Origin of the sequence: Haladaptatus salinisoli, from assembly GCF_020614375.1 — an archaeon.
Taxonomy (GTDB): Archaea; Halobacteriota; Halobacteria; order Halobacteriales; family Haladaptataceae; genus Haladaptatus; species Haladaptatus salinisoli.
Genome location: NZ_CP085327.1, coordinates 728,125 through 748,510 on the forward strand (window position 1 = coordinate 728,125; position 20,386 = coordinate 748,510).

Genomic DNA, 20,386 nt, shown 5'->3' on the forward strand with positions numbered 1-20,386 from the left:
CCCGTTCCACTCCCGTCCCGCGACCGCTCGCCGATACGTCGGCGAGCGGGCGAATCCTGTCCATTCTATTCGAGTTCCAGACCGAACCAGTCGGTCGTAAACTCCGTGTCGGGGAGGTGCCAGCGTTGTTCGGGGCCGATTTCGCCGACGCGGAGTTCGACCGTGGCGTCGAACAGGGGTTCGATGGCGGCCACCTCGGGCGTGTTCCGTTCCGCCGGAAGAACGTAGTGGGCCACTCCGGAGAGGTCTTCGACGGTGTCGAAACAGTCCTCGAGGAACTGCTTCGCGTCGCCCTCTCCGTGCTCGTCGACGACCGGCCGGAGGGAGTCGAAACAGAAGCGAAGTTCGGCGGGGTCCATTCCGCGGCGTTCGTAGTCTATCTTCCGCAGCGTTCGGTCGATCTCTCGTTGGAAGTCGAAGAGGTCGCCGACGACCTCCGTCACTCGACGGTCGGTCGAAGCGGACGCGTCGGGCGTACCGGAGACCGCCGACCGGGCTTCGGCGCTGAAGTTGAGGACGTAACCCCCGTTCGAGGCCGTCCCGACCCCCGAAAGCCTCCTGTTAGCCGTGGTCACGTTTCGGTCGTGGAGCGCGACGACCTGCGTCCTATCCGGGTCGTCGCGTCCGAGCAGTTGGACGCTGACCGCGTCCACGACCCGATCGGGCACCAGCCCCGTGAGCAGGAGGTTTCCGCCCGTCTGCTTGATCCGGGCGAGTTCGGATTCGACTTCCACGACGCCGTCCGCGGAAACCGTAACGTAGTGCCCGTGGAGCGCGAACGAGACCGTTCCGGCGGTTCGGTCCCTCCCGTCCGGCCTCGGGGCGAACAGGGCGTCGAGCGCGTCCGGATCGATGACGTCGTACAACGGTACCTCGATATCGGCAGGGGTCACGCCGGCCGCTTCGGCGACTGTCTCGACCACCGTCGTGCCGAGCATTCGGTCGCTTCGCCATGCATTCGGCTCGTGTACCTTCGTGACGCCGGATTCCGATGACCGGCCACTACCGTCCTCTCCATCCATGGTTCTTCTGCCGAGTAGCACCGTGATACTTATAAATTCTCTTAATCCTTTGAATCGTAGCGCGCCGTTCTGAAGCTTATCCGAACCGTTCACCACGGTTCGTCGCCCGGGTCTGCGGACGTTCGATTCGCGGCCGCCGCCGGTCGCGCCGGCTCACCGACCGACCCGCCTCTCGCCCGTCTCCACCAGCACCGACCGGTCCACCTCCGCTAACGAGACGTGGCCCGACAGCGCGAGGGTGAGGTCGAGGTCGGCGAGGAAGTTCCGGAGCACCTCTCTGACGCCGTCGGCGCCGTCGATTCCCAGCCCGTAGACGTACGGACGTCCGAGCATGACCGCGTCAGCGCCGAGCGCGATGGCCCGGACGACGTCCGCCCCGCGGCGGATTCCGCTGTCGAAGAGCACGGGAACCTCGTCGCCGACTTCGTCCACGACGCCGGGGAGGGCGTCGAGCGCGCCGATGGCGCCGTCGACCTGTCGGCCGCCGTGGTTCGAGACGACGAGTCCGTCGACGCCGCGCTCGACCGCCTCGCGGGCGTCGTCCGGATGGAGGATGCCCTTCAGCACGACGGGGAGGTCGGTGCGTTCGCGCAGGAAATCGAGGTCGTCCCACGTCAGCGATGGATCGCCGAATATCTCCGTGAACCGCCAGAGAGCGCCCGTTTCGTCCTCCTCAGGCGGGGCGTCGAGCGAGTCGCGGAACGCGGGGTCGCTCAGGTAGTTCGCCACGCCCTCCCCGTCGAGGAAGGGGAGGTAGGCGTGGTCCACGTCGCGCTCCCGCCAGCCCATCATCGGGGTGTCGAGCGTGACGACGACGGCCTCGTAGCCCGCCTCCTCCGCCCGACGGAGGAAGCTGGCGCTCACGTCGCGGTCGGCGCTCCAGTAGAGTTGGAACCAGCCGAGGGTGTCGCCGAGTTCGTCGGCCACGTCCTCCATCGTCTCCGAGGACGCGGAACTGAGGACGAGCGGCACGTCGATGTCGGCGGCGGCGCGCGCGGTGGCGAGTTCGCCGTCCTCGTGGATGATGGACTGGACGCCGACGGGCGCGAGCACCACCGGCACCGGGAGTTCTCGTCCGAAGAGTTCGACCGAGAGGTCGCGCTCTTCCACGTCGCGGAGCATCCGAGGGACGATTCGCCAGCGGTCGAACGCGCGGCGATTTTCGTCCTCGGTGCTCTCCTCGCCCGCCGACCCCGCGACGTAGGCGTGGGCCTCGGGCGGAAGTTCCTCGCGGGCGAGTTCGGCGAGGTCTTCGGGCGACGCGGGCAGGTCGGGCGTTCGGTCGGCGAGCATCCCGGCGGCGTACACTTCTCGCTGGCGGTTCGGGCCGAACGGTTCCGAGGAATCGTCCTCCGAGGAGTCGTCCATGGTTCGTGAGAGATTCTCAGTCGGATTATATCTTGTTCCGGAGCCGCCTCGCGCCGACCCCGACGACGAAGGCGACGCCGACGTTCGTCAGCAGGCCGAGCAGGCCGATTCCGACCGCGAGCCACGGATGGTCGGTGTCGAGCCCCGACTTCCCGAGTTCGACCGCGACCAGCACGAGCACGACGCCGAGCACGGGGAGGGGGAACGCCGCGACGAGCGACGCCGCGAACACGGCGGCCAGCGCGTACAGCACGCCCAAGACGAGATTGGCGCCGGCGGTTCGCGCGCCGAAGGCGTACTTCCCCGCGACGCCCCCGCTTCCGTGGCACATCGGCATCGCGCCGAACGGCAGCGCGAGCAGGTTCATCGCGCCCATGCTGGTCGCCAGTTCGTCCGGCGACACGTCGGCGTCGAGCAGGTCGGAGAGCAGGAGCGAGGTGGCGACGGCCGCGTTGCCGACCGTCATCGCCAACTGTCCGGCGGCCGCGGAGAGCATCCCCGACGTAAGTACCGGCGTGAAACCGATCGAGACGGCGGGGAGGCTGGGCGGGGAAACGCCGACGTCGAACCCCGCGAGGACGAGTCCGAGCGCGAGCACCGCGAGCGCGCTCACCCGTCGGTACCCGAGCGCGGCGACGACCGCCGTGACCGCGGCGGCGAGCAGCGCGGTCGTCGGAGCGGCGACACCGAGTTCGAGGCCGGTTCGCGCGAGGAGGAGCGCGACGGCCACCTGCACGCCCCGAACGACGGGGTCGCCGACGTGCGCCGCGAGGCGGCCGAGCGACCCCGTCGCCCCGAGGACGAGGAGGACGCCCCCGGCGAGCAGTCCGGCGGTGACGAACTCGCCGGTCGTGAGGGTGTCCGCGACGACGAGGGCCGCGAGCGCCTTCATCGGTTCGACCGAGACGGGGACGCCGTAGCGGAGCCCCCAGACGACCTGAAAGACGGCGAAGCCGAGGAGCAAAACCGGTAGTTCGAGGTCGGTGAGCGCGGCGACCGCGACCGCGACGGGGAGGACGGTGATGGAATCGCCGACCGCTCCGGTCGCCTCGGAGAGCGAGAAGTCGAGTCGCCGCCCGCTCTCGAACGTGTTCTCGGCCATCGGAGGTTGTGACGGACGCAACCGGTATAGATTTACTGAGAAACGGAATTCGGCGACATACGGCCGAACTGGAAACCGATTTCGGTTGCTCTCCGCGACCCTCCACCGTCGAGGGTACTTCGGATGACCGCGACAAGAACTATCCTTCGAGTTCGAGTATCGCCGGGCATGGACGGCGTTACCGAGCGGAACGCGACGGAAAACGGCGTGACGGGAGGAGAAGGAACGTGAGAGAGCAGTTCGGCGTTTCGGGGAAGACGGCCATCGTGACGGGCGCGTCGAGCGGTATCGGGAAGGTGATCGCGGAGCGGTTCGCGGACGACGGGGCGAACGTCGTCGTCTGCTCGCGCGAGCAGGGGAACGTCGACCCGGTGGCCGAGGGGATCGGCGAGAACGCCCTCGCGGTCGAGTGCGACGTGACCGAGAGGGACGCGGTCGAGGCGCTCGTCGAGGCCACCGTCGAGGAGTTCGGCGGACTGGACGTGCTGGTGAACAACGCCGGGGCGAGTTTCATGGCGGGCTTCGACGACATCACCCCCAACGGCTGGGCGAAGATAGTGGACATCAACCTCGCCGGAACCTACCACTGCACGCAGGTCGCCGGAGAGCGCCTGAAAGACGGCGGCGGGTCGGTCATCAACGTGGCCAGCGTGGCGGGTCAGCAGGGCTCGCCGTACATGAGCCACTACGGCGCGGCGAAGGCCGGTATCATCAACCTCACGCGGACGCTCGCGTTCGAGTGGGCGGGCGACGACGTGCGCGTGAACTGCATCGCACCCGGCTTCGTCGCCACGCCGGGACTCGAATCGCAGATGGGCGTCTCCGCCGAGGACGTCGACCGCGAGGACGTGGAGCGCCGGGTCGGGCTGAGCGAGGAGATAGCCGACGTGACGCAGTTCCTCGCCAGCCCGGCGTCGTCGTTCGTCGTCGGCGAGACGATCACCGCGGCCGGCGTCCCCGACATCGTGGAGACGCCCGAGGTCTGAACCGCGAACATCGGTACTGATAGGTGACCACACGAACCATTCGAAGCAAATGCCCGCAGACAGAACGGTTCACCTCCCGGTCGCGGCACAGCCGAGCGTCGACACGCTGGTCGAACTCACGCAGAGAGCGGAAGACTTGGGCTACGAACACGCGTGGCTCCCCGAGACGTGGGGCCGCGACGCGGTGACGAGCCTGACCGCGATGGCGCTCGGCACCGAGGACATCGGTCTCGGCCCGTCCATCTGGAACGTCTACTCGCGGTCGCCCGCGCTCATCGGCCAGACCGCGGCGACGCTGCAGGAGGTCTCGGACGGTCGCTTCCGGGTCGGCCTCGGGCCGAGCGGCCCGGCGGTCATTCAGGGGTGGCACGGCGAGTCGTTCGACCGCCCGCTCCGGCGCACCCGCGAGACCATCGACATCGTCCGGAAGGTGCTGTCGGGCGAGACGGTGAACTACGACGGCGACTGCTTCACGGTCGGCGGCTTCCGACTGCGCTGCGACCCGCCGGAGACGCCGCCGCCCATCGACGCCGCGGCGATGGGACCGAAGTCGGTGGAACTCGCCGGGCGCTTCGCGGACGGCTGGCACGCCATCGTCTTCACGCCGGACGGTCTGCGCGACCGACTCGACGACCTGCGCCGCGGGGCGGAACTCGGCGACCGCGACCCCGACGACGTGCGGGTGACGCTCTCGCTGACCTGCTGCGCGCTGGAGGACGGCGAGCGCGCCCGGCGACTCGCCCGCGAGCACGCCGCCTTCTACGTCGGCGGGATGGGAACCTACTACCGCGATTCGCTGGCCAGACAGGGGTACGAGGAACTCGCGCACGACATCGCCTCGGCGTGGGGAAGCGGCGACAAGGAGCGGGCGACCGAACTCGTCGGCGACGACCTGCTCGACGACCTCGGGGCCGCGGGGACGCCCGCACACGCGCGCGAGAAACTGGAGAGGTTCGCCGCCATCGACGGCGTCGACGCGGTCGCGGTCGGCTTCCCCCGCGGCGCGACGGTCGAGGAGGCCCGCGAGACGATGGCCGCGTTAGCTCCCTGAGCCGAAGCCGGACGTCCGCCGAACCCTCGTCGTGCCGTGGAAAGACGTAACTCGGTCGCGGGCGACCCTCCTCCCATGCCGACCGTCAGATTCCGCGGCCGAGAGTTCGAGTGCGAGGAGGGCGCGATACTCCGCGACGTGCTCCTCGACGCCGACGAGACGCCGTACAACGGCGCGGCGCGCTACCTGAACTGTCGGGGGAAGGCGGCCTGCGGTACCTGCGCCGTCGAAGTCGACGGGGCTGTGAGCGACCCGGAACCGAAGGAGACGCGCCGCCTCTCGAAACCGCCCCACGAACCCGACTCCGACCTTCGACTCGCGTGCCGGACGCGCGTGCTCGGCGACGTGGAGGTGCGAAAGCGCGCGGGGTTCTGGGGGCGGAAGGCGTGACCGAAGCTATCGACCGAATCGTCGCGGAGGTGTCGACGTGGGACGGCGTCGAAGCGGGCGACCACCGGTTCGGCGGCGCCGAGTTTCGCCTCGGCCCGCGGGAAGTGGGTCACGTCCACCGCTGGGGCATCGTCGACGTCGCGTTTCCGCGCCGGGTGCGCGACCGACTCGTCGAGGAAGGGCGCGCGGAACCGCACCACGTCTACCCCGAGTCGGGGTGGACGACGTTCCGCGTCGAGGAGGAGGACGACGCGGACGGCGCGCTCTGGCTGTTGCGCCTCTCGTACCTGAGCCACGCGAAGGCGGTGCGGAGAACCGACGCGGGCCGGGACGCCCTCTCGGGAGTCGACGTCGACGCGGAACTCGCCGCGCTCGAACCGAGCGACGAGCTTCGGGAGCTGCTCTAACGCTCGGCCCACTCGGTCGCGCGCTCGACGGCGTCGGCCCTCGAGTCGGTCTCTGCGACCGTCTCCCACTCGTCGCGCTCCACGTCGTACACGGAGACCGCGTACCCCTCGTCGCGGTAGGTCAGGTTCTCGACGTACAGTTCTTCGCTATCGTCCTCGCGGAGCCAGACGCGAATCTGCTTGCCGCCTTCCAGATCCTCGCGGCGTCGCCACCCGGAAATCGACATCACCGGGACCCCCAATCCGAGATACCGAGCACGCGGTCGCACTCCGGACACGTCCAGACCTTCGGCGTGCTCGCGGCCGACGCGCGTTCGAGTCGCTGCGCCCACTCGGTGATGTCGGACTCGCAGTACGGACAGATGGCCATGGAGTCCGTGACGACGGAACTTCACTTGTACGTTCGGGCGAGCTATCGAAAATCGCTACCGGTAGTAGACGTTCCCCGAGACGACCACCGTCTCCGAGGAGGACGCCCCCGGAAGCGAGCGCGAGGGCCTGCGGGCCGCGACGACCCCGCGCTTCAGCGCCGCCCACTTCAGCAGGACGAATCCGGCGAGGATGACGAGGAAGCCGAGCACCGTGTTTCCGGTGATGGGTTCGCCGAGGAGGAGCCACCCGAAGAGGGTGGCGACGGCCGGGACGACGTAGTTCACGAGGTTGACCTCGTTCGCGCCGACGCGCCCCAGCAGGTCGAAGTAGATGAAGTAGCCCGCGAGGCTGGCGACGATCGCGAGGTAGGCGAGCGAGGCCAGCGCCATCGGCGACGGCGACACCGTCGGCCAGCCGCGAAGCGCGGCGCTCGTGACGTGGAGGAAGAGCGCGCCGACCAACATCATCCACGCTTGCTGCGTGAGCGTCGGAAGCGTCGTCCGCATCCGCTGGGTCAGCACCGAGGCGAGCGCGAAGACGACCGCCGCGGCGAACAGCAGGCCGACGCCGACGGCGGTGCCGCCGAGCGCCGACGGGTTCGGATTCGCCACCACGACGACGCCGACCAGCGCCACGAGGACGCCAGCGATTTCGAGCGCGTCCAACCGTTCGTCCGGCAGGAGCGCGAGCGCGAACAGCGGCGTGACGACCGGTTTTAAACTCAGGATGACCGCGCCGACCCCGCTCGTGACGTACTGCTGGCCGGTGAAGACGAGCGCGAGGTAGAGACCGAAGAGGAAGACGCCCCCGACGGCGACGTTCGCCCAGTCGGTTCGCGTCGCCGGTCGCCACCGGAAGTCGTCCCGACGAAGGCCGAGTCCGGCGACGATGACCAACAGCACCGCGCTCGCCGCGTCGTACCGGAGCGCGGCGAACAGCACGGGCGGGAAGGCGCGGAGACCGGTCTCGATGGCGACGAACGACGACCCCCAGATGACCGCGAGCAGGAGGAACGACGCTGCGTTTCGATACCGTGATAGATTCATGCGTTTCGAACACCTCGGAGAGCGGGTATTACCGTTAACAGCCCCCGACACTTCAAAATTGTCGGGGCTGAGATACCAATTCACAGAGTCGCACGCCCCGGCCGGTAGGTCCGCGAATCCCGGAAATTGTTTAGTCCCTCGCGTTCAGTCACCGCCATGGTAGATTCACGCACGGGGGCGGCGCTGTTCACCGACGCCCTCGAAACGTACGGCGTCGAGCACGTCTTCGGCAACCCCGGAACGACCGAACTGCCCGTCATGCGCGCGCTGGGGGACAGCGAGTTGGAGTACGTTCTCGCGCCGCACGAGGACATCGCGGTCGGGATGGCCGCGGGCTACGCCAGCACCCGCCGGTACGACGCGCGGGACGGGAGTCCGGTCGGCGTCGTCAACCTCCACGTCGCGCCGGGCGTCGCGCACGGACTCGGCAACCTCTACGGCGCGTCGGTGGCGGGTGCCCCGCTCGTCGTGACCGCGGGGGCGCACAGCCTCGACTTCCGCCACGAGGAACCGATACTCTCCGGCGACCTGCTCGCCATGACCGACCAGTTCACGAAGTGGAGCGCGGAGGTGACCGACGTCACCGCGCTCCCGACGATGCTCCGGCGAGCGTTCCGCGTGGCCCTGACGCCGCCGACCGGTCCGGTCTTCCTCGCCCTCCCGCTGGACGTGATGATGGCCGAGACGGACGTCGAGCCCCAGCGATTGGGGCGCATCCAGAACCCCGGCGCGGGCGACCCCGAGGCGATAGCGCGGGCCGCCGACGCGCTTCGGGAGGCCGACGACCCCGTGCTCGTCGTCGGCGACCACGTCCCGCGTCACGGCGCGCGGTCGCGGACCGACCCCGTCGACGCGGCGGTCCGCCTCGCGGAGGCGACCGGCGCGCGCGTCCACGCCGAAATTCTCTCCTGCGAGGTGGCCTTCCCCACCGACCACGAGCAGTGGGTCTCCCACATCCCGCCGGACGAAAATCTGGCCGCCACCGTGATGAACGCCGACGCGCTCGTCTTCGCGGGCTGTTCGACCAACACGACGCTCACCCGCCACGACCGCGACCTCGTTCCCGACGACGCGACCATCGTCGACCTGAACGACGAGCCGTGGCAGGTCGGGAAGAACGCGCCCGCCGACGTCGCCGCGGTGGGCGACCTCGGCCTCGTCATGGACGCCGTCGCGGAGCGGGTCGAACTCCCGGACGACGAACTGGCGGGGCGGTTGGAGCGCGTCCGACAGTTCAAGTCCTTCGCGCAACAGAAGATGGCGTCGATGGGCGAAGACGAGTCGGACGACCCCCGCGCCTCGAAAGCCGAGCTCGTGGACGCCCTGCGCTCGGTCGTTCCGGACGCCTACATCGTGGACGAGGGCGTCACCTCGAAGTACGCCCTGCTCACGCGCTGGGACTTCGAGCGCGAATCGTACATCTCGAACAAGGGCGGCGGACTGGGCTACGGCCTCCCCGCCGCGGTCGGCGCCGCGATGGCCGAGGCGGAGCGCGACGACCCCAGACCGGTCGTCGGCTTCGTCGGCGACGGGTCGTACCTCTACTACCCCCACGCGCTCTACCCGGCGGCCCGGTACGACGTCGACCTGACCGTCGTCGTTCCGGACAACCGCAACTACCGCATCCTCAAGGACAACACGATAAAGCTGTTCGGCGGGACGGACGACGACCACGAGTTCGTCGGGATGGACTTCGACCCGCCCGTCGACATCCCGAAGAACGCGGAGAGCCACGGCGCGACCGGACACCTCGTGGAGTCGCCCGACGACATCGAGGCGACGGTGGAAACCGCGCTCGCCGAGGACGGCCCGAGCGTCGTCGACGTGCTGATTCACGATTGACGTCGCGTCCGCCGACTCGGCGCGAGCCGCGGTTCGCCGGCGAGTTCCTCACCCGGCGGGGACGATGCGGTGGAGTCCGCCGCCGTCGGCTCCGGTGCCGAGCACGTACATCTCCCCGCTATCGTCGCGGCCGAACGAGAAGATTCGCTCCACCTTGCTTCCGGCGTTTCCGGCCACCGCGACGACCCGCGTCGGCCACAGACCGCCGTCGTCGGGGCGCGTCGCGACGAACAGTCGGCCCTCGGCCTGCAGGTCGCCGAAGACGTACGTCCCCCGCATCGCCGGAAGCGCCGACCCGCGATAGACGTACCCGCCGATGACGGAGATTCCGCTGACGGGACCGCCCGAGTGGGGGTATTCGATGATGGGCGAGGCGAGCGGTTCGCCGCCACGGACGCTCCCGGGCGTCCGACCCGGGCAGTCGTCCGCCTCGTAGCAGTGGGTTCCCTCCTTGACGTTCCACCCGTAGTTGCCGCCCTTCTCGACGAGGCTCACTTCCTCGTACCGGCTCTGCCCGACGTCGCTGACGAAGAAGTCTCCCCGGTCGAAGGACATCCGCCACGGGTTCCGGAACCCCCACGCGTAGTGTTCGTCGAGACCGTCGGCATCGACCAGCGGGTTGTCGTCGGGCACGGCGTAGCCCTTTCCGTTCGCTCGGTTATCGACGTCGATGCGGAGGATGCTCCCGAGGAGGTTCTCGGTCACGTCCTGTCCGTTGCCCCCGTCGACGGCGTCGTACCAATCGGGGACGTGACCCGTCCCCTGGTCGCCGCCCCCGCCGCCGTCGCCCACCGCCACGTAGAGGTAGCCGTCCGCCCCGAACTTGATGTCCCCGGCGTTGTGGTTGCTCTGTGGCTCCGGAATCTCCAAGACGACGCGTTCGGAGTCGCGCTTCGCTCGCCCGCCGTCTTCGGTCGCCGCGAACTCCGAGAGGACGAACGTGTGGCTGTAGTTCGGCGGCGTTCCGGGTCGCGGCGGGGAGGTGTAGCGGACGAACAGTCGGCGGTTCTCGGCGAAATCGGGGTGGAGCGCCATCCCCAGCAGTCCCTTTTCGCCGCCGGCCTCGACGGCGTCGCGCAGGTCGAGGAACGGTTCGTCGCGGAGGCCGTTCGAGTCGTGGAGATGGACGAGACCGACCTGGTCGGCGATGTAGCGACGGTCGGCGTCGGGCGCGAAGGCCACGTCCAGCGGTGCCTCCATGCCGGTCGCCAGCGTTCGAAGACCGACCGAGTCGGGCGGGTTACCCCCCGTCGCGTCCGTTCCCGACGTGCCGGTCGTCCCGGTCGCTTCCGCGCCGGTCGTGTTCGGTCGAGCGTTCCGGCCGGCCGGTCGCCCGCAACCGGCCAGTCCCGTCAGCGAACCTGCGAGCGTCGCTTCGAGAAAGCGTCGCCGCTTCATGTCCGCCGATACGCGTCCGGGCGGCAAAAGGGAGGGGTGCGAAGGGAGGTTCGCGCCGCGATTCGGGGCGGAGCCGCGAAGCGGCGGTTCCGTTCCCGCGTCGCGCTCGTCGGGGACGACGCTCACCGCATCCGCCCCCCGTTCCTCGTCTCGGGGAATATCTTCCCGGGATTCAGCGTGTCGTTCGGGTCGAGGGCGCGTTTCACCCGGCGCATCGCTTCGACGCTCGCCTCGCCGTGTTCGAGTTCGAGGTACTCGCGCTTCCCGCGGCCGACGCCGTGCTCGCCGGTGCAGGTGCCGCCCACTTCGATGGCCCGCTCGACGATTTCGGTCTGCACCCGCCGGGCGCGTTCGACGTGGTCGTCGTCGGACTCGTCCACCAGCACCGAGTAGTGGAGGTTGCCGTCCCCGGCGTGACCGAAGCAGGGAATCAACAGGTCGTGTTCCTCGGCGAGTCGGCGCACGAGTCGAACGATGTTCGGGTACTCGCTGATGGGCACCGTCACGTCGCCGGGGTGGAGCGGCGAGAGTTCCGGGTCGTAGGCCTGCACCGCGTACGCGAGTTCCCGCCGGGCCTGCCACAGTTCGTCCATCTCGTCGCCATCGGCCACGTCGAACCGCGCCGCGTCGTGCGCGTCGAACACCGAGCGACAGAACTCGATCTCGTTCTCGACGCCGTGGTTCGCGTGGAACTCGACGAACACCATCGGGGAGTCCGGCAGGGACGACCCGGTGTAGGCGTTGGCCATCGCGGCGCTCGTCTCGTCCACGAGTTCGATGGTCGCCACGTCCACGCCGGAGCGAACCGCGTCGGAGACGGCCTCGACGGCGTCCGACAGCGTGTCGAAGAGGGCGCGCCCGCCGCGAATCTGCTCGGGTCGCCCGGCGAGTTCGAGCGTCGCCCGCGTGACCACCGCGAGGGTGCCCTCGCTCCCGACGACGAGGTCCTTCAGGTTGTAGCCGCTGGAGGTCTTGACCGCCTTGCTCCCCGCCGTGACGACCGACCCGTCCGCCAGCACGGCCTCCAGTTCGAGCACCCAGTCGCCCACCTCGCCGTACTTCACGGTCTTCATCCCGCTGGCGTCGTTGGCTATCATCCCGCCGATGGTCGAGATGTCGCCCGACGAGGGCAGGGGCGGGAAGAAGAGGCCGTGGTCGGCGACGGTCTCGTCCACGACCGAGCCGAAGACGCCCGGCTCCACGTCCACCTGAAAATCGTCCGGACGCACGTCGAGCACCGCGTTCATCCGGCTCGTATCCATGCTGATTCCGCCGCGGGAGGGGGTCGCGTTCCCCTCGAGGCTCGTCCCCGCCGCGTAGGGCGTGACCGGTACTCCCCGGTCGTCCGCCGCGGCGAGCACGCTCGCCACGTCGCCCGTCGATTCGGGCCACACCACCGCGTCCGGGCGCACCCGCTCCGACTCCGGCGTTCCGAAGTCCCCCGCGTGTCCGTCGCGCTGGGAGTCGCCGAACGATAGCTGGTCGTCGGCGAGCGGGAGGTCGCGGAGAAACGAACAGTCGAATGGCATACGCTGGCAATGGTCAACGCGGACGATAAAAACTCCCCCGTGCAAACGAAGGACGAAACGAGGCGACGCGGTTCACGACGGGAGCGCGCTCGTATCGATCCCATCGCGCCGCCCGTCGAGCGCCGAAAATCGCTCGTCGCGCCGCAGTTCCAGCCAGCGGAGCAGGCGCTCCGCCCAGTCGAGTTTTTTGCGCTTCGCCGCGCCGACGGCGGGGTCGTCGAAGTCCCAGCCGAGGAAGACGAGCCTCCCCGCCCCGAAGTGGTCGGCGAGGAAGGCCGCCCGGTCGCCGTCGGTGAACCCGCCGAAGTTGCGGACGGGGCCGCGGGGTTCGGCCTGCGTCGTCGCCAGCACGTGTTCCGCGTCGAACGTCGGAACGTGCTCCCGAATCGCCGGAACGTTGTCGCCGTGCGCGTGCGCCGCGACCGGAACCCCCCGCTCGGTCAACTCGCGGGCCGTCTCGGGGTTCTTGTCGAGGTCCGTCACCATGCAGTCCACGGCGACTCCCGCGTCGAGGAGGGCGTCCGCGGCGGTTGACGCCGCCAGCACGAAGTCGGCCTCGCGCGCCCGGTCGACCTCGTCGTCGAGCGACGGCCCCGCCCCGGCGACGGCGATCGTCCGCCCGGCGAAGTCGTCGAATCGAGCGCGGTCGAAGGGGACGGCGAGCGCCGCGAGCGCGTCGCGGGCGCGCTCGTCGCCCGCGCGGGAGAAACCGAAATCCTCGAGGATGGCCGCGTACGCCGGTTCCCAGTCGTCGAAGTTCATGCGTCGCTCCGAGAAAGTCGAGTGTCCGCGCCAGAAGTGCGTCCGATGCGTACCCCTACCCATCGAAGCACTTCCGGCTTACCTCCCGTTGGAATGTCGTCCGGTATAAGTTTTCCCGTCATTCGCTATCCCGTCCGAAGACGTGCCCGATGGTGGCTGCGTCCACCGTCTCCGCCACGTCGTGCGTCCGAATCACGTCCGCCCCGCGCTCGACCGCCAGCGCCGTCGCCGCGAGGCTCGCCGGGAGTCGTTCGTCGGTGTCCCTGCCGACCACGTCGCCGAGGAAGTTCTTCCGATTGACGGAGACGAGGACGGGCCGGCCCAGTTCGCGCAGTTCCGCGAGTCGGCGGAACGTCTCCCGGTCGTCGGCCAGCGTCTTCTCCTCGCTCCACCCGCCGAAGGCGGGGTCGAGGATGGTCTTGTCGGTCAGCGGCTCGCTCGCCAGCGCGTCGAAGATGTCGTCCGGGCGCTCTATCGCGCCGGGTCGGTGGACGTCCGGCGGACTCGCCATCTTCACCACGGCGGCGTCGTGGCGCTCGCAGACCGACGCCATCTCCGGGTCGGCGAAGCCGCAGATGTCGTTCACCATGTCGAATCCGCGCGAAAGCGCCTCGTCCGCCACCTCGGCGTACCGCGTCTCGATGGAGAAGACGGCGTCGCCGGAGACCCGTTCGACCGTCTCGACCGCCGCGTCGAGGCGGTCGAGTTCCTCCTCTGCGGTCAGCACTTCGAACCGCTTGTTCGCCGATTCGAGGCCCACGTCCACGATGTTCGCGCCTTCGGCGAGGAGTTCGGATTCGACGTACTCGGCGGCGTCTTCGGGGTCGTCGTAGACGCTCGGGTCGTACGGCGATTCCTCGCTGACGTTCAACACGCCCATGATTCGGGGCGGGTGCGCCGGCCCGATTCCGAGCCCCGCGGCGGAGACGTTCTGCATACTCGGACGAGGGGAGCGGAGGGATAAAAAGCGGCCCTTTCAGTCGAGGTCGGCGGCGGAGATGTCGTCGCTCCAGTAGAGGTCGCCCTCGTACTCTACCGGAGCCGCTTCTAGGTCGAAATACGCGTCGAGCTCGTCCTCCGTCAGTTCGAACGATTCGATGGTCCCGGGACCGAGATACTGCTTCGTCACGCTATCGACGTTTATTCCGATGGTACTACCCATACCCAAGTGGTGGTCGACGTACCACTCCTGTCTTACGCGGAACGTCTCCTCGTCGACTCGACGGAGGCGGAAGTAGGAACACCCGCCCGAGCGTGACTGACAGAGCGTCGTTCCCCCGTCGCCGATGGTGATGTACTGGTATCCGGCGAGCGTCTGTCCGCGCGCGATGGACAGCGCGACTCGAAACGGAAATCCGGTGTTAAGGAGGCGAGCAAGCGTTCGTCCGACTCTCGTGGCAACCTGATTGGACACCTCCGAGAGGGTGACGACGCCCGTGTGACTTCCCTTCTCGACCAACGCCGCACCCTGTTCGTACGAGCGACAGGCGTTGAGGAGGAACGTTTGCACGTTCACCGCGTCGAGACGCCGCGCGTCGAGAACGCCATCGGCGCACCGGATTCCCCGATGGTCGACGTGACCGACGTAGTGGAGGAAATCGGTGGGAGTTGCGAGCTGCTCGCGAAGCTCGTCGGTGGTGAGGTCGTACGCCAGTTCGACGTCGTAGTCGATCATGTCACGGAAACCGTACAGCTCCTCGACCCTCCCTTCCTCGCGCATGCTCGCGTCGTTACAGATGACTCGAATTCGAACGGTGGGATCGTCGGTCGGGTCGAACTCGACTCGACGCCGTAGCGACTCGACGGTCACCTTGTTGCTCCCCATCGGATACCCGTCACCGATCCACGCGTGTTCGGCGCTCTCGACCGGTTCCGGTTCGACTATCGGCGGTTTCGACTCGTCATCGCCGGACTCCGCGACCGCGTCTCGACAGAACTCGGTCAGAGTCCGCGGGGGTGCGTCGATGGTGGCGTCGTTCACCCGTGACGGACACCGTATCAGGGCGAGGTCGTTCGCCACGAACGGGAGGACGTCGACGTTCGTGCTCGTCGGCACGACGTCGGTCGTCAAGTGCCACTCGGGTACGTGCGGTTCGAGCGTTTCGAACGGGACGTCGAGATACGTCCCGAGACGTTCGGATAACGGTGCGTCGTAGAGTGCGGCGAAGTCGAGATCGACCGACGGTTCGATCGCGTCGCGCTCGTGCAGGGTGATCGGATAATAACCCTCGGTTCGCACCACGCAATCGAGGAACCACACCTGTCGAAGTACGCGACCGACGGTCGATTCGTAGCCGTTCGAACCCGTTAGCGAGTACTCGAATCCGTCCCCCACGAGGGCGGGTTCGGTTCCCGGAACGAGCGTCGCCCCGAGGTAGTGCGCGAGCGACGCGGCCGGATACACGTACTCTCGCTTCGGCGGGAGCGCAAGGTGGACGTTCGTGTTCGGCGGTTCGAGTTCTTTCGGAGCCGAAAACTCCTCACCGCGTTCGATAGCCGGCGGATGTCCCCTGAGCGTGGGATACGCGCGCTCGGGGCTGGTGGTCTTGAGCGCCGACCCGAACAGCGACACCGCCCGCATCGCGTCCTCGACATCACCCGTTACAGTGATCGTTCCCGCCGGGCGCGTGTGTAGCGATCGAGCGCCCAAACGCACCGTCTGCTCGTCGTCGAATTCGATGACGGTAGTTTCGTCGTCGCGGTTCACCCGAACCGCGGATTCGACGCCGAGATAGAGGTTGATCGGTGTCGGTGAGACCTGCAGGTAGTACTCGTTCGGAGCAACGGACAGTTCGTCCGCGTTCAGGTCGAACCGTTCCACGACTGTTTGCGCTCCGTTCCAGAAATCAACCGTGAAAATGCCCGGTAGAACAATCCGTCGCGTCGATAACGCCACCGCCGAGTCCATCGGAAACGGAAAGTCGTCCGTATCGACCGACCGCAGCGATACGGGGTCGGACGTGTGTAGTTCGAATCGAACGTTCTCGATCGGATCGAATATCGCTACGCCCGACGGATTCGAAATCCGGTCGAATCTCGGAGCGACTGACGACTCGTCGTCCGAATCAAATCGATTCATATCTGAACCCAGTTCGTCGTCCGGTCGTACTCCGGAACGTGCCAGCGCTGTTTCGGCACCAATCCGTCGCCCTGCTTCACTTCGATGCGCGCGTCGAACAGCGGCGACAGTTCCCGCACCAGCGCGTCGTCGTCCGGAAGCGGCAGGTGGTAGTGCGCCATGCCGCGAACGCCGCGGACGAGCGCCGTGACGATTCGAAGGAACTGTTCGACGGTGTCGCGGTCGTACCGTTCGAGCGGTTTGACGAGCGAATCGAACGACAGTCGAAGTTCCGAGGGGGCGAGACCGTCGGCCCACTCGTCGAAGAAGCTGACGGCGGTGACGATGTCCGACCGGAGGTCGCGGAGACCGACCTCGGCGGAGGCGTTCGGTCCCGGGACGGTCGGGGTCGGCCTCGAACTGGCGGCGCGCTCGTCGTTCCCCCAGTCGATTATCCACACGTCGGCGTCGTCCGTCCTCGTGCCCGCGGGGAGTTTCGCCCCGGCGTACCGGGCGGTCGCGTCCGCGAGAACGAGGACGCGCTTTCGCTCCTCCGTGCTCGCGCCGAGCAGTTGTATCGTCGTTCGGTTCGTGGTCGTCTCGGAGACTCGTCCGGTGACGAGGATGTTACACCCTCGCCGTTTGAAGTCGGCGAGAACCTCGCGAAACTCGACCGAGTCGTTCCCGCCGCGGAACGAGATCTCTGCGGGACGCATCGATGAGAAACCGATGGAAGCGGCCGGTGATAAAAATTCGGTTCGTTCCGCTCGCCGGTTTCAGTCCACCGCGTCGTTCATCGCGTCGTTCCCGCCCCGAATCGCCGTCGTCCGTTCCTCGACGGCGGCGAATTCGGCCGTCTCGTCCCTGATATCGCTCGCGTTTTGCGCGGTCCGGTCTATCACCGACGCGACCTCCTCCGCGCCCGCGGCCTGCTCGTCCGTCGCGTCCGCGACCTCCTCGATGCCGAGCGTCGCCTCCTCGACCGCGTCGCTCATCTCGTCGAGGCTCTCCATCGCCGCACCGACGTCCTCGGCGGACGACTGTCCGTCCTCCGCTCGCTCGCGGCGGACACCTGCTCCGCCGACGCCGCGACCCGCTGAATCGCCGCGCTCAGTTCCGACACCTCCGTCGCGACGGTTCGCATCCCGGTGGACTGGTCGGTCGAGAGCGCGGCGATTTCGCCGACGCTCTCGGCGATCTCCTCCGAGGACTCGTACAGTTCGAGCGGTCCGCCGCGCGCTCCGTTCGCGTCGTCGCCGTACTCCGCATCGAGGAGTTCGTCTTCGACCGTTTCGTCCAGTTCTATTTCGACCCCCGTCTCGGGACGCCGGTTGTGCCACGCTCTAACAGCCATCGAACACATAATTCCCCATATATATTCCCGGGAGCGACGGGGGGAACGGAAGCCGCGGAGAGCGGTACGGGGATGGATTCGTCGCGAGAAGCGCCGTATCGATGTCGGCGGCGCAGACACGCACTTTTTGGTCCTCCGGTCGTTACGGGAACGTGATGGGTAAAGTGAGCATCGGGCTTCGCGGCTGGCGGTTCGACGAGGAGGAGGTGTTCACCGACGAGGGGAACTTCCGACCGATGGGCGAGATGTCCGCCGACACGCAGAAACGACTCGCGCGCCTGTCGGCCCTCGTCGGGTCGCCCTGCGACGCTTGCTGGCTGATTCACGGGGACGAGAACGTCCGACGGTGCAACGTGACGGAGGTCGTGTACGGCGAACCCCTGGCGGAGATCTCGGTCTGCGCGGAACACGAGCCGGACTTCCTCTACTGGTACTTCGAGGAGGGCGGCGAACGGCTTCGGGGCGAGGCGGAGCTTCAGGACGAGTTCCACGAGTGGTTCGCCGACGGCGGACGCGCCCCGGAGGGGTACGGCGAGATGGAGCACGTCGACACCGACCCCGACGACCTACCGGAGCCGCCGGAACCAGACCTCGAGGCGATGAACGTCGAGCTTCCTGCGGAGGAGAAAGAGAAGATAGACCTCCGCGACGTGGACTTCTCGCGGGATTACCCGGGATGAAACCGGCCGTCGCCGTCGTCGAGCCGAAGACGCCGGGCAACATCGGTACCATCGCGCGGGCCATGAAGAACTTCGGTCTCCACGACCTGAAGCTGGTGAACCCGCCGGAGTTCGGGCGCGACAGCGAAGCGTACGGATTCGCCGGGCGGGCCCGGAACGACGTGCTTCCGAACTACGACGAGGTGACGTTCGACGAACTGGTCGCGAACTACCACACGGTCGGACTGACGGCGACGACGAACGAGGACGACAGACGCCACGTCCGATTTCCGTTCACCACGCCCCGCCGACTGGCCGAAACGCTCGCCGCGGTCGAGACGGACACCGTCCTCGTCTTCGGGCGGGAGTCGGACGGCCTGACGAACGAGGAGTTGTCGCGCGTCGACGAGGTGTGCGCGATTCCCGCGAGCGCGGCCTACCCCTCGCTGAACCTCGGGCAGGCCGCCACCGTCACGCTGTACGAACTGCGCGACCTGACGGTCGACGAGCGCCAACTTCCGGACGTGGAGCGCGAACGCGCGGACGAGCGGGAGATAGAGGGTCTCTACGAGACGTTCGCGGATCTCCTCGAGAGCGTCGACCACCCCGAGGAGAAGCGGGAGAAGGCCATGCGGATGATACGTCGACTCGTCGGGCGCGCGCACCCGACCGGTCGAGAGGTGGCCACGCTCCGCGGTATCGTTCGACAGGCGAGTCGACGCGCGCGGTCGTCCGACTCGCGCGGAAGTACTCGAGGAGATAGGTAACTACTTTATGTCGTGTCGCCTCAGTAACGAGTAATCATGGTGTCCGCCCTCCACTTCCACTCCCTCCCGCTCGGGACGCAGTTCACGCTGCTCGTCGCGGTACCGAGCGTCCTGTTGTTGCTCGTCGGCAAACAGGTGTTCCTTCCCGAAGAACGCCTCCGAACGCTGTTCGGCGACTTCCTCAAGACGGACTGGAAGTACCTCGGCGTCGCGTGGGTCGTCACGAACATCGTCAACACGCTCGCCCTCCACTTCCACGTCGGGAGAACGTTCACGGGCGTCGTGTACGCCATCGAGGGAGCGACGGTGGCGACCTTTCAGGGCATCGCCTCGACGCCGCTTACGGTCGCGTTCACCGCGGTCTACCTCGTCGGCTTCCCGTTCGTCGTGCTCTTCACGTACTTCAAGCTGAAGGTGCACGACGAGGAGGAGGCCCAGCGATACGCGCTGGCGTACGTCTTCCTCGTCCTGTTGGCGGTGCCCTTCTTCCTCCTGTTCCCGGTGAAGGTGTCGTCGCTCTACCTGACGACGGTCGAACCGCTGATGTACGAACTCAGCCCCGCCATCCAGTACGGCATCCACTCGACCGACACGCTGGTGAAGGCGTTCCCGAGCCTCCACACCGGCCTGTCCGTGCTCGCGGCGCTGTACGCTCGGAAAGCGGACGCGGCGTACGCCTACACGACGGCGGTCCTCGCGGTGGCCATCGTCTTCTCGACCATCTACCTCGGCGTTCACTGGCTGACCGACGCGGCCTTCGCCGTGGTGCTCGTCGCCTGCGCGTACTACCTCTCCCAGAAGGTCAGCGAACCCCGGTGGTCCGTCGTCTCGCGCGAGGCGATGGCGGCGGTTCGTCGAACCGCCGGACGATAGCCGTCCGATAGCGGATCTTTTCGAGTGCGGTCAGCCGTCGTCGGTAGCGTCCCCCTCGTCGGCGTCGTCCCGCCGCGTGCGGTACTCCTCGGAGAGCGCGACGAACACGGTGCCGCCGACCGCGTTCCCCGGCGTCGTCCAGACGGGGAAGTGGCCGAACTCGCCGAGCGTAACGCCCTTCCCCATGAACATCGCCGACAGCACCTCCGTCGTCCCTAGGAGGCAGTGGTGAAACGGCCCGAACCCGATACCCGTCGTGACGATGACCACGAACAGGAGTCGGCTCGCCGTGTCTCGGCTGGCGGCGAGTCCCGAGATGAACAGCCCCTTCGAGGGGCGATCCATCTCCTTCAGCGCGTTGTTATCTCGCGTTCGAGGATGTTACCGTAGGACAACGTCG

General features: G+C 67.8%; 22 protein-coding genes and 1 pseudogene. 8 read left to right on the top strand and 15 right to left on the bottom strand.

The genetic code is table 11. The annotated features are described in order from the left end of the window. Positions 1-65: 65 nt before the first annotated feature. The 3 genes from ddfA to LIX00_RS04090 form a co-directional block, all read right to left on the bottom strand. Positions 66-1,022, bottom strand: a complete 957-nt coding sequence (ddfA, locus tag LIX00_RS04080; RefSeq protein ID WP_227354912.1) for a DdfA family disk-determining factor — start codon at positions 1,020-1,022, stop codon at positions 66-68. Positions 1,023-1,175: 153 nt separating this feature from the next. Further along, on the bottom strand, positions 1,176-2,390 hold the full coding sequence (locus LIX00_RS04085; RefSeq protein ID WP_227354913.1) for a lactate 2-monooxygenase: 1,215 nt from the start codon (positions 2,388-2,390) through the stop codon (positions 1,176-1,178). Between the two features lie 25 nt (positions 2,391-2,415). After that, on the bottom strand, positions 2,416-3,492 hold the full coding sequence (locus LIX00_RS04090; RefSeq protein WP_227354914.1) for a putative sulfate/molybdate transporter: 1,077 nt from the start codon (positions 3,490-3,492) through the stop codon (positions 2,416-2,418). A gap of 227 nt (positions 3,493-3,719) precedes the next feature. Here LIX00_RS04090 and LIX00_RS04095 point away from each other — a divergent pair, with 227 nt between their 5' ends. The 4 genes from LIX00_RS04095 to LIX00_RS04110 all read left to right on the top strand — a co-directional run bounded on the left by LIX00_RS04095 (position 3,720) and on the right by LIX00_RS04110 (position 6,326). Next, positions 3,720-4,478 carry an SDR family NAD(P)-dependent oxidoreductase gene (locus LIX00_RS04095; protein ID WP_227354915.1) on the top strand — a complete coding sequence of 253 codons (759 nt, stop codon included), beginning with the start codon at positions 3,720-3,722 and terminating at the stop codon, positions 4,476-4,478. 49 nt (positions 4,479-4,527) lie between these two features. Next, the gene (locus LIX00_RS04100) at positions 4,528-5,529 is read left to right on the top strand and encodes a TIGR04024 family LLM class F420-dependent oxidoreductase (RefSeq protein ID WP_227354916.1); all 1,002 of its coding nucleotides are present in this window, start codon (positions 4,528-4,530) and stop codon (positions 5,527-5,529) included. 75 nt (positions 5,530-5,604) lie between these two features. Next, a complete protein-coding gene (locus LIX00_RS04105) occupies positions 5,605-5,919 on the top strand; it encodes a 2Fe-2S iron-sulfur cluster-binding protein (RefSeq protein WP_227354917.1) in 315 nt (104 codons plus the stop codon). After that, entirely contained in the window at positions 5,916-6,326 is a 411-nt protein-coding gene (locus tag LIX00_RS04110) for a luciferase domain-containing protein (protein ID WP_227354918.1), read from the top strand. The genes LIX00_RS04105 and LIX00_RS04110 overlap by 4 nt, the downstream gene beginning before the upstream one ends. On the opposite strand, the gene LIX00_RS04115 is transcribed toward LIX00_RS04110, so the two are convergent. The 3 genes from LIX00_RS04115 to LIX00_RS04125 are packed head-to-tail and all read right to left on the bottom strand — an operon-like array spanning position 6,323 to position 7,744. Further along, positions 6,323-6,553 carry a hypothetical protein gene (locus tag LIX00_RS04115; RefSeq protein WP_227354919.1) on the bottom strand — a complete coding sequence of 77 codons (231 nt, stop codon included), beginning with the start codon at positions 6,551-6,553 and terminating at the stop codon, positions 6,323-6,325. The genes LIX00_RS04110 and LIX00_RS04115 overlap by 4 nt on opposite strands. Next, entirely contained in the window at positions 6,553-6,696 is a 144-nt protein-coding gene (locus LIX00_RS04120; protein ID WP_227354920.1) for a hypothetical protein, read from the bottom strand. Before LIX00_RS04120 ends, LIX00_RS04115 begins: the two co-directional genes overlap by 1 nt. 55 nt (positions 6,697-6,751) lie before the next feature. Further along, a complete protein-coding gene (locus LIX00_RS04125; RefSeq protein ID WP_227354921.1) occupies positions 6,752-7,744 on the bottom strand; it encodes a DMT family transporter in 993 nt (330 codons plus the stop codon). A gap of 156 nt (positions 7,745-7,900) precedes the next feature. Between LIX00_RS04125 and LIX00_RS04130 the strand changes: the two genes are divergently transcribed. Beyond that, positions 7,901-9,586, top strand: coding sequence for a thiamine pyrophosphate-binding protein (locus tag LIX00_RS04130; RefSeq protein ID WP_227354922.1), 1,686 nt, complete (start codon positions 7,901-7,903; stop codon positions 9,584-9,586). 48 nt (positions 9,587-9,634) lie between these two features. On the opposite strand, the gene LIX00_RS04135 is transcribed toward LIX00_RS04130, so the two are convergent. The 8 genes and pseudogenes from LIX00_RS04135 to LIX00_RS04170 form a co-directional block, all read right to left on the bottom strand. Then, positions 9,635-10,984, bottom strand: coding sequence for a PQQ-dependent sugar dehydrogenase (locus tag LIX00_RS04135; RefSeq protein WP_368410729.1), 1,350 nt, complete (start codon positions 10,982-10,984; stop codon positions 9,635-9,637). A 122-nt stretch (positions 10,985-11,106) separates the two neighbouring features. Then, positions 11,107-12,513: an FAD-binding oxidoreductase gene (locus tag LIX00_RS04140; protein ID WP_227354924.1), complete on the bottom strand. Its 1,407-nt coding sequence runs from the start codon at positions 12,511-12,513 to the stop codon at positions 11,107-11,109. Between the two features lie 72 nt (positions 12,514-12,585). Beyond that, the gene (locus tag LIX00_RS04145) at positions 12,586-13,275 is read right to left on the bottom strand and encodes a 6-hydroxymethylpterin diphosphokinase MptE-like protein (RefSeq protein WP_227355658.1); all 690 of its coding nucleotides are present in this window, start codon (positions 13,273-13,275) and stop codon (positions 12,586-12,588) included. 130 nt (positions 13,276-13,405) lie between these two features. Next, positions 13,406-14,212, bottom strand: a pseudogene (folP, locus tag LIX00_RS04150) (dihydropteroate synthase); the annotation flags it as partial. A 39-nt stretch (positions 14,213-14,251) separates the two neighbouring features. Beyond that, a complete protein-coding gene (locus LIX00_RS04155; protein ID WP_227354926.1) occupies positions 14,252-16,096 on the bottom strand; it encodes a CHAT domain-containing protein in 1,845 nt (614 codons plus the stop codon). Positions 16,097-16,350: 254 nt separating this feature from the next. Next, a complete protein-coding gene (locus LIX00_RS04160) occupies positions 16,351-17,049 on the bottom strand; it encodes a DUF7504 family protein (protein ID WP_227354927.1) in 699 nt (232 codons plus the stop codon). 60 nt (positions 17,050-17,109) lie between these two features. Then, on the bottom strand, positions 17,110-17,346 hold the full coding sequence (locus LIX00_RS04165) for a hypothetical protein (protein WP_227354928.1): 237 nt from the start codon (positions 17,344-17,346) through the stop codon (positions 17,110-17,112). Beyond that, positions 17,325-17,687, bottom strand: a complete 363-nt coding sequence (locus LIX00_RS04170) for a hypothetical protein (protein ID WP_227354929.1) — start codon at positions 17,685-17,687, stop codon at positions 17,325-17,327. The genes LIX00_RS04165 and LIX00_RS04170 overlap by 22 nt, the downstream gene beginning before the upstream one ends. 155 nt (positions 17,688-17,842) lie before the next feature. Here LIX00_RS04170 and LIX00_RS04175 point away from each other — a divergent pair, with 155 nt between their 5' ends. The 3 genes from LIX00_RS04175 to LIX00_RS04185 are packed head-to-tail and all read left to right on the top strand — an operon-like array spanning position 17,843 to position 19,986. Then, entirely contained in the window at positions 17,843-18,367 is a 525-nt protein-coding gene (locus LIX00_RS04175) for a DUF8114 family protein (RefSeq protein ID WP_227354930.1), read from the top strand. After that, a complete protein-coding gene (locus tag LIX00_RS04180; RefSeq protein WP_227354931.1) occupies positions 18,364-19,113 on the top strand; it encodes an RNA methyltransferase in 750 nt (249 codons plus the stop codon). The genes LIX00_RS04175 and LIX00_RS04180 overlap by 4 nt, the downstream gene beginning before the upstream one ends. 36 nt (positions 19,114-19,149) lie before the next feature. Next, positions 19,150-19,986, top strand: a complete 837-nt coding sequence (locus tag LIX00_RS04185; protein WP_227354932.1) for a phosphatase PAP2 family protein — start codon at positions 19,150-19,152, stop codon at positions 19,984-19,986. 30 nt (positions 19,987-20,016) lie between these two features. On the opposite strand, the gene LIX00_RS04190 is transcribed toward LIX00_RS04185, so the two are convergent. Then, on the bottom strand, positions 20,017-20,331 hold the full coding sequence (locus LIX00_RS04190) for a formate/nitrite transporter family protein (protein WP_227354934.1): 315 nt from the start codon (positions 20,329-20,331) through the stop codon (positions 20,017-20,019). Positions 20,332-20,386 lie beyond the last annotated feature (55 nt).

Excerpts from the sequence above, each read along its gene's own strand:
- LIX00_RS04145 (WP_227355658.1), bottom strand. The coding sequence starts at position 13,275 with ATGAACTTCGACGACTGGGAACCGGCGTACGCGGCCATCCTCGAGGAT.
- LIX00_RS04135 (WP_368410729.1), bottom strand. The coding sequence starts at position 10,984 with ATGAAGCGGCGACGCTTTCTCGAAGCGACGCTCGCAGGTTCGCTGACG.
- LIX00_RS04115 (WP_227354919.1), bottom strand. The coding sequence starts at position 6,553 with ATGTCGATTTCCGGGTGGCGACGCCGCGAGGATCTGGAAGGCGGCAAG.
- LIX00_RS04100 (WP_227354916.1), top strand. The coding sequence starts at position 4,528 with ATGCCCGCAGACAGAACGGTTCACCTCCCGGTCGCGGCACAGCCGAGC.
- ddfA (WP_227354912.1), bottom strand. The coding sequence starts at position 1,022 with ATGGATGGAGAGGACGGTAGTGGCCGGTCATCGGAATCCGGCGTCACG.
- LIX00_RS04165 (WP_227354928.1), bottom strand. The coding sequence starts at position 17,346 with ATGGAGAGCCTCGACGAGATGAGCGACGCGGTCGAGGAGGCGACGCTC.
- LIX00_RS04190 (WP_227354934.1), bottom strand. The coding sequence starts at position 20,331 with ATGGATCGCCCCTCGAAGGGGCTGTTCATCTCGGGACTCGCCGCCAGC.
- LIX00_RS04160 (WP_227354927.1), bottom strand. The coding sequence starts at position 17,049 with ATGCGTCCCGCAGAGATCTCGTTCCGCGGCGGGAACGACTCGGTCGAG.
- LIX00_RS04170 (WP_227354929.1), bottom strand. The coding sequence starts at position 17,687 with ATGGCTGTTAGAGCGTGGCACAACCGGCGTCCCGAGACGGGGGTCGAA.
- LIX00_RS04090 (WP_227354914.1), bottom strand. The coding sequence starts at position 3,492 with ATGGCCGAGAACACGTTCGAGAGCGGGCGGCGACTCGACTTCTCGCTC.
- LIX00_RS04130 (WP_227354922.1), top strand. The coding sequence starts at position 7,901 with ATGGTAGATTCACGCACGGGGGCGGCGCTGTTCACCGACGCCCTCGAA.
- LIX00_RS04180 (WP_227354931.1), top strand. The coding sequence starts at position 18,364 with ATGAAACCGGCCGTCGCCGTCGTCGAGCCGAAGACGCCGGGCAACATC.
- LIX00_RS04140 (WP_227354924.1), bottom strand. The coding sequence starts at position 12,513 with ATGCCATTCGACTGTTCGTTTCTCCGCGACCTCCCGCTCGCCGACGAC.
- LIX00_RS04085 (WP_227354913.1), bottom strand. The coding sequence starts at position 2,390 with ATGGACGACTCCTCGGAGGACGATTCCTCGGAACCGTTCGGCCCGAAC.
- LIX00_RS04185 (WP_227354932.1), top strand. The coding sequence starts at position 19,150 with ATGGTGTCCGCCCTCCACTTCCACTCCCTCCCGCTCGGGACGCAGTTC.
- LIX00_RS04120 (WP_227354920.1), bottom strand. The coding sequence starts at position 6,696 with ATGGCCATCTGTCCGTACTGCGAGTCCGACATCACCGAGTGGGCGCAG.
- LIX00_RS04105 (WP_227354917.1), top strand. The coding sequence starts at position 5,605 with ATGCCGACCGTCAGATTCCGCGGCCGAGAGTTCGAGTGCGAGGAGGGC.
- LIX00_RS04125 (WP_227354921.1), bottom strand. The coding sequence starts at position 7,744 with ATGAATCTATCACGGTATCGAAACGCAGCGTCGTTCCTCCTGCTCGCG.
- LIX00_RS04175 (WP_227354930.1), top strand. The coding sequence starts at position 17,843 with ATGGGTAAAGTGAGCATCGGGCTTCGCGGCTGGCGGTTCGACGAGGAG.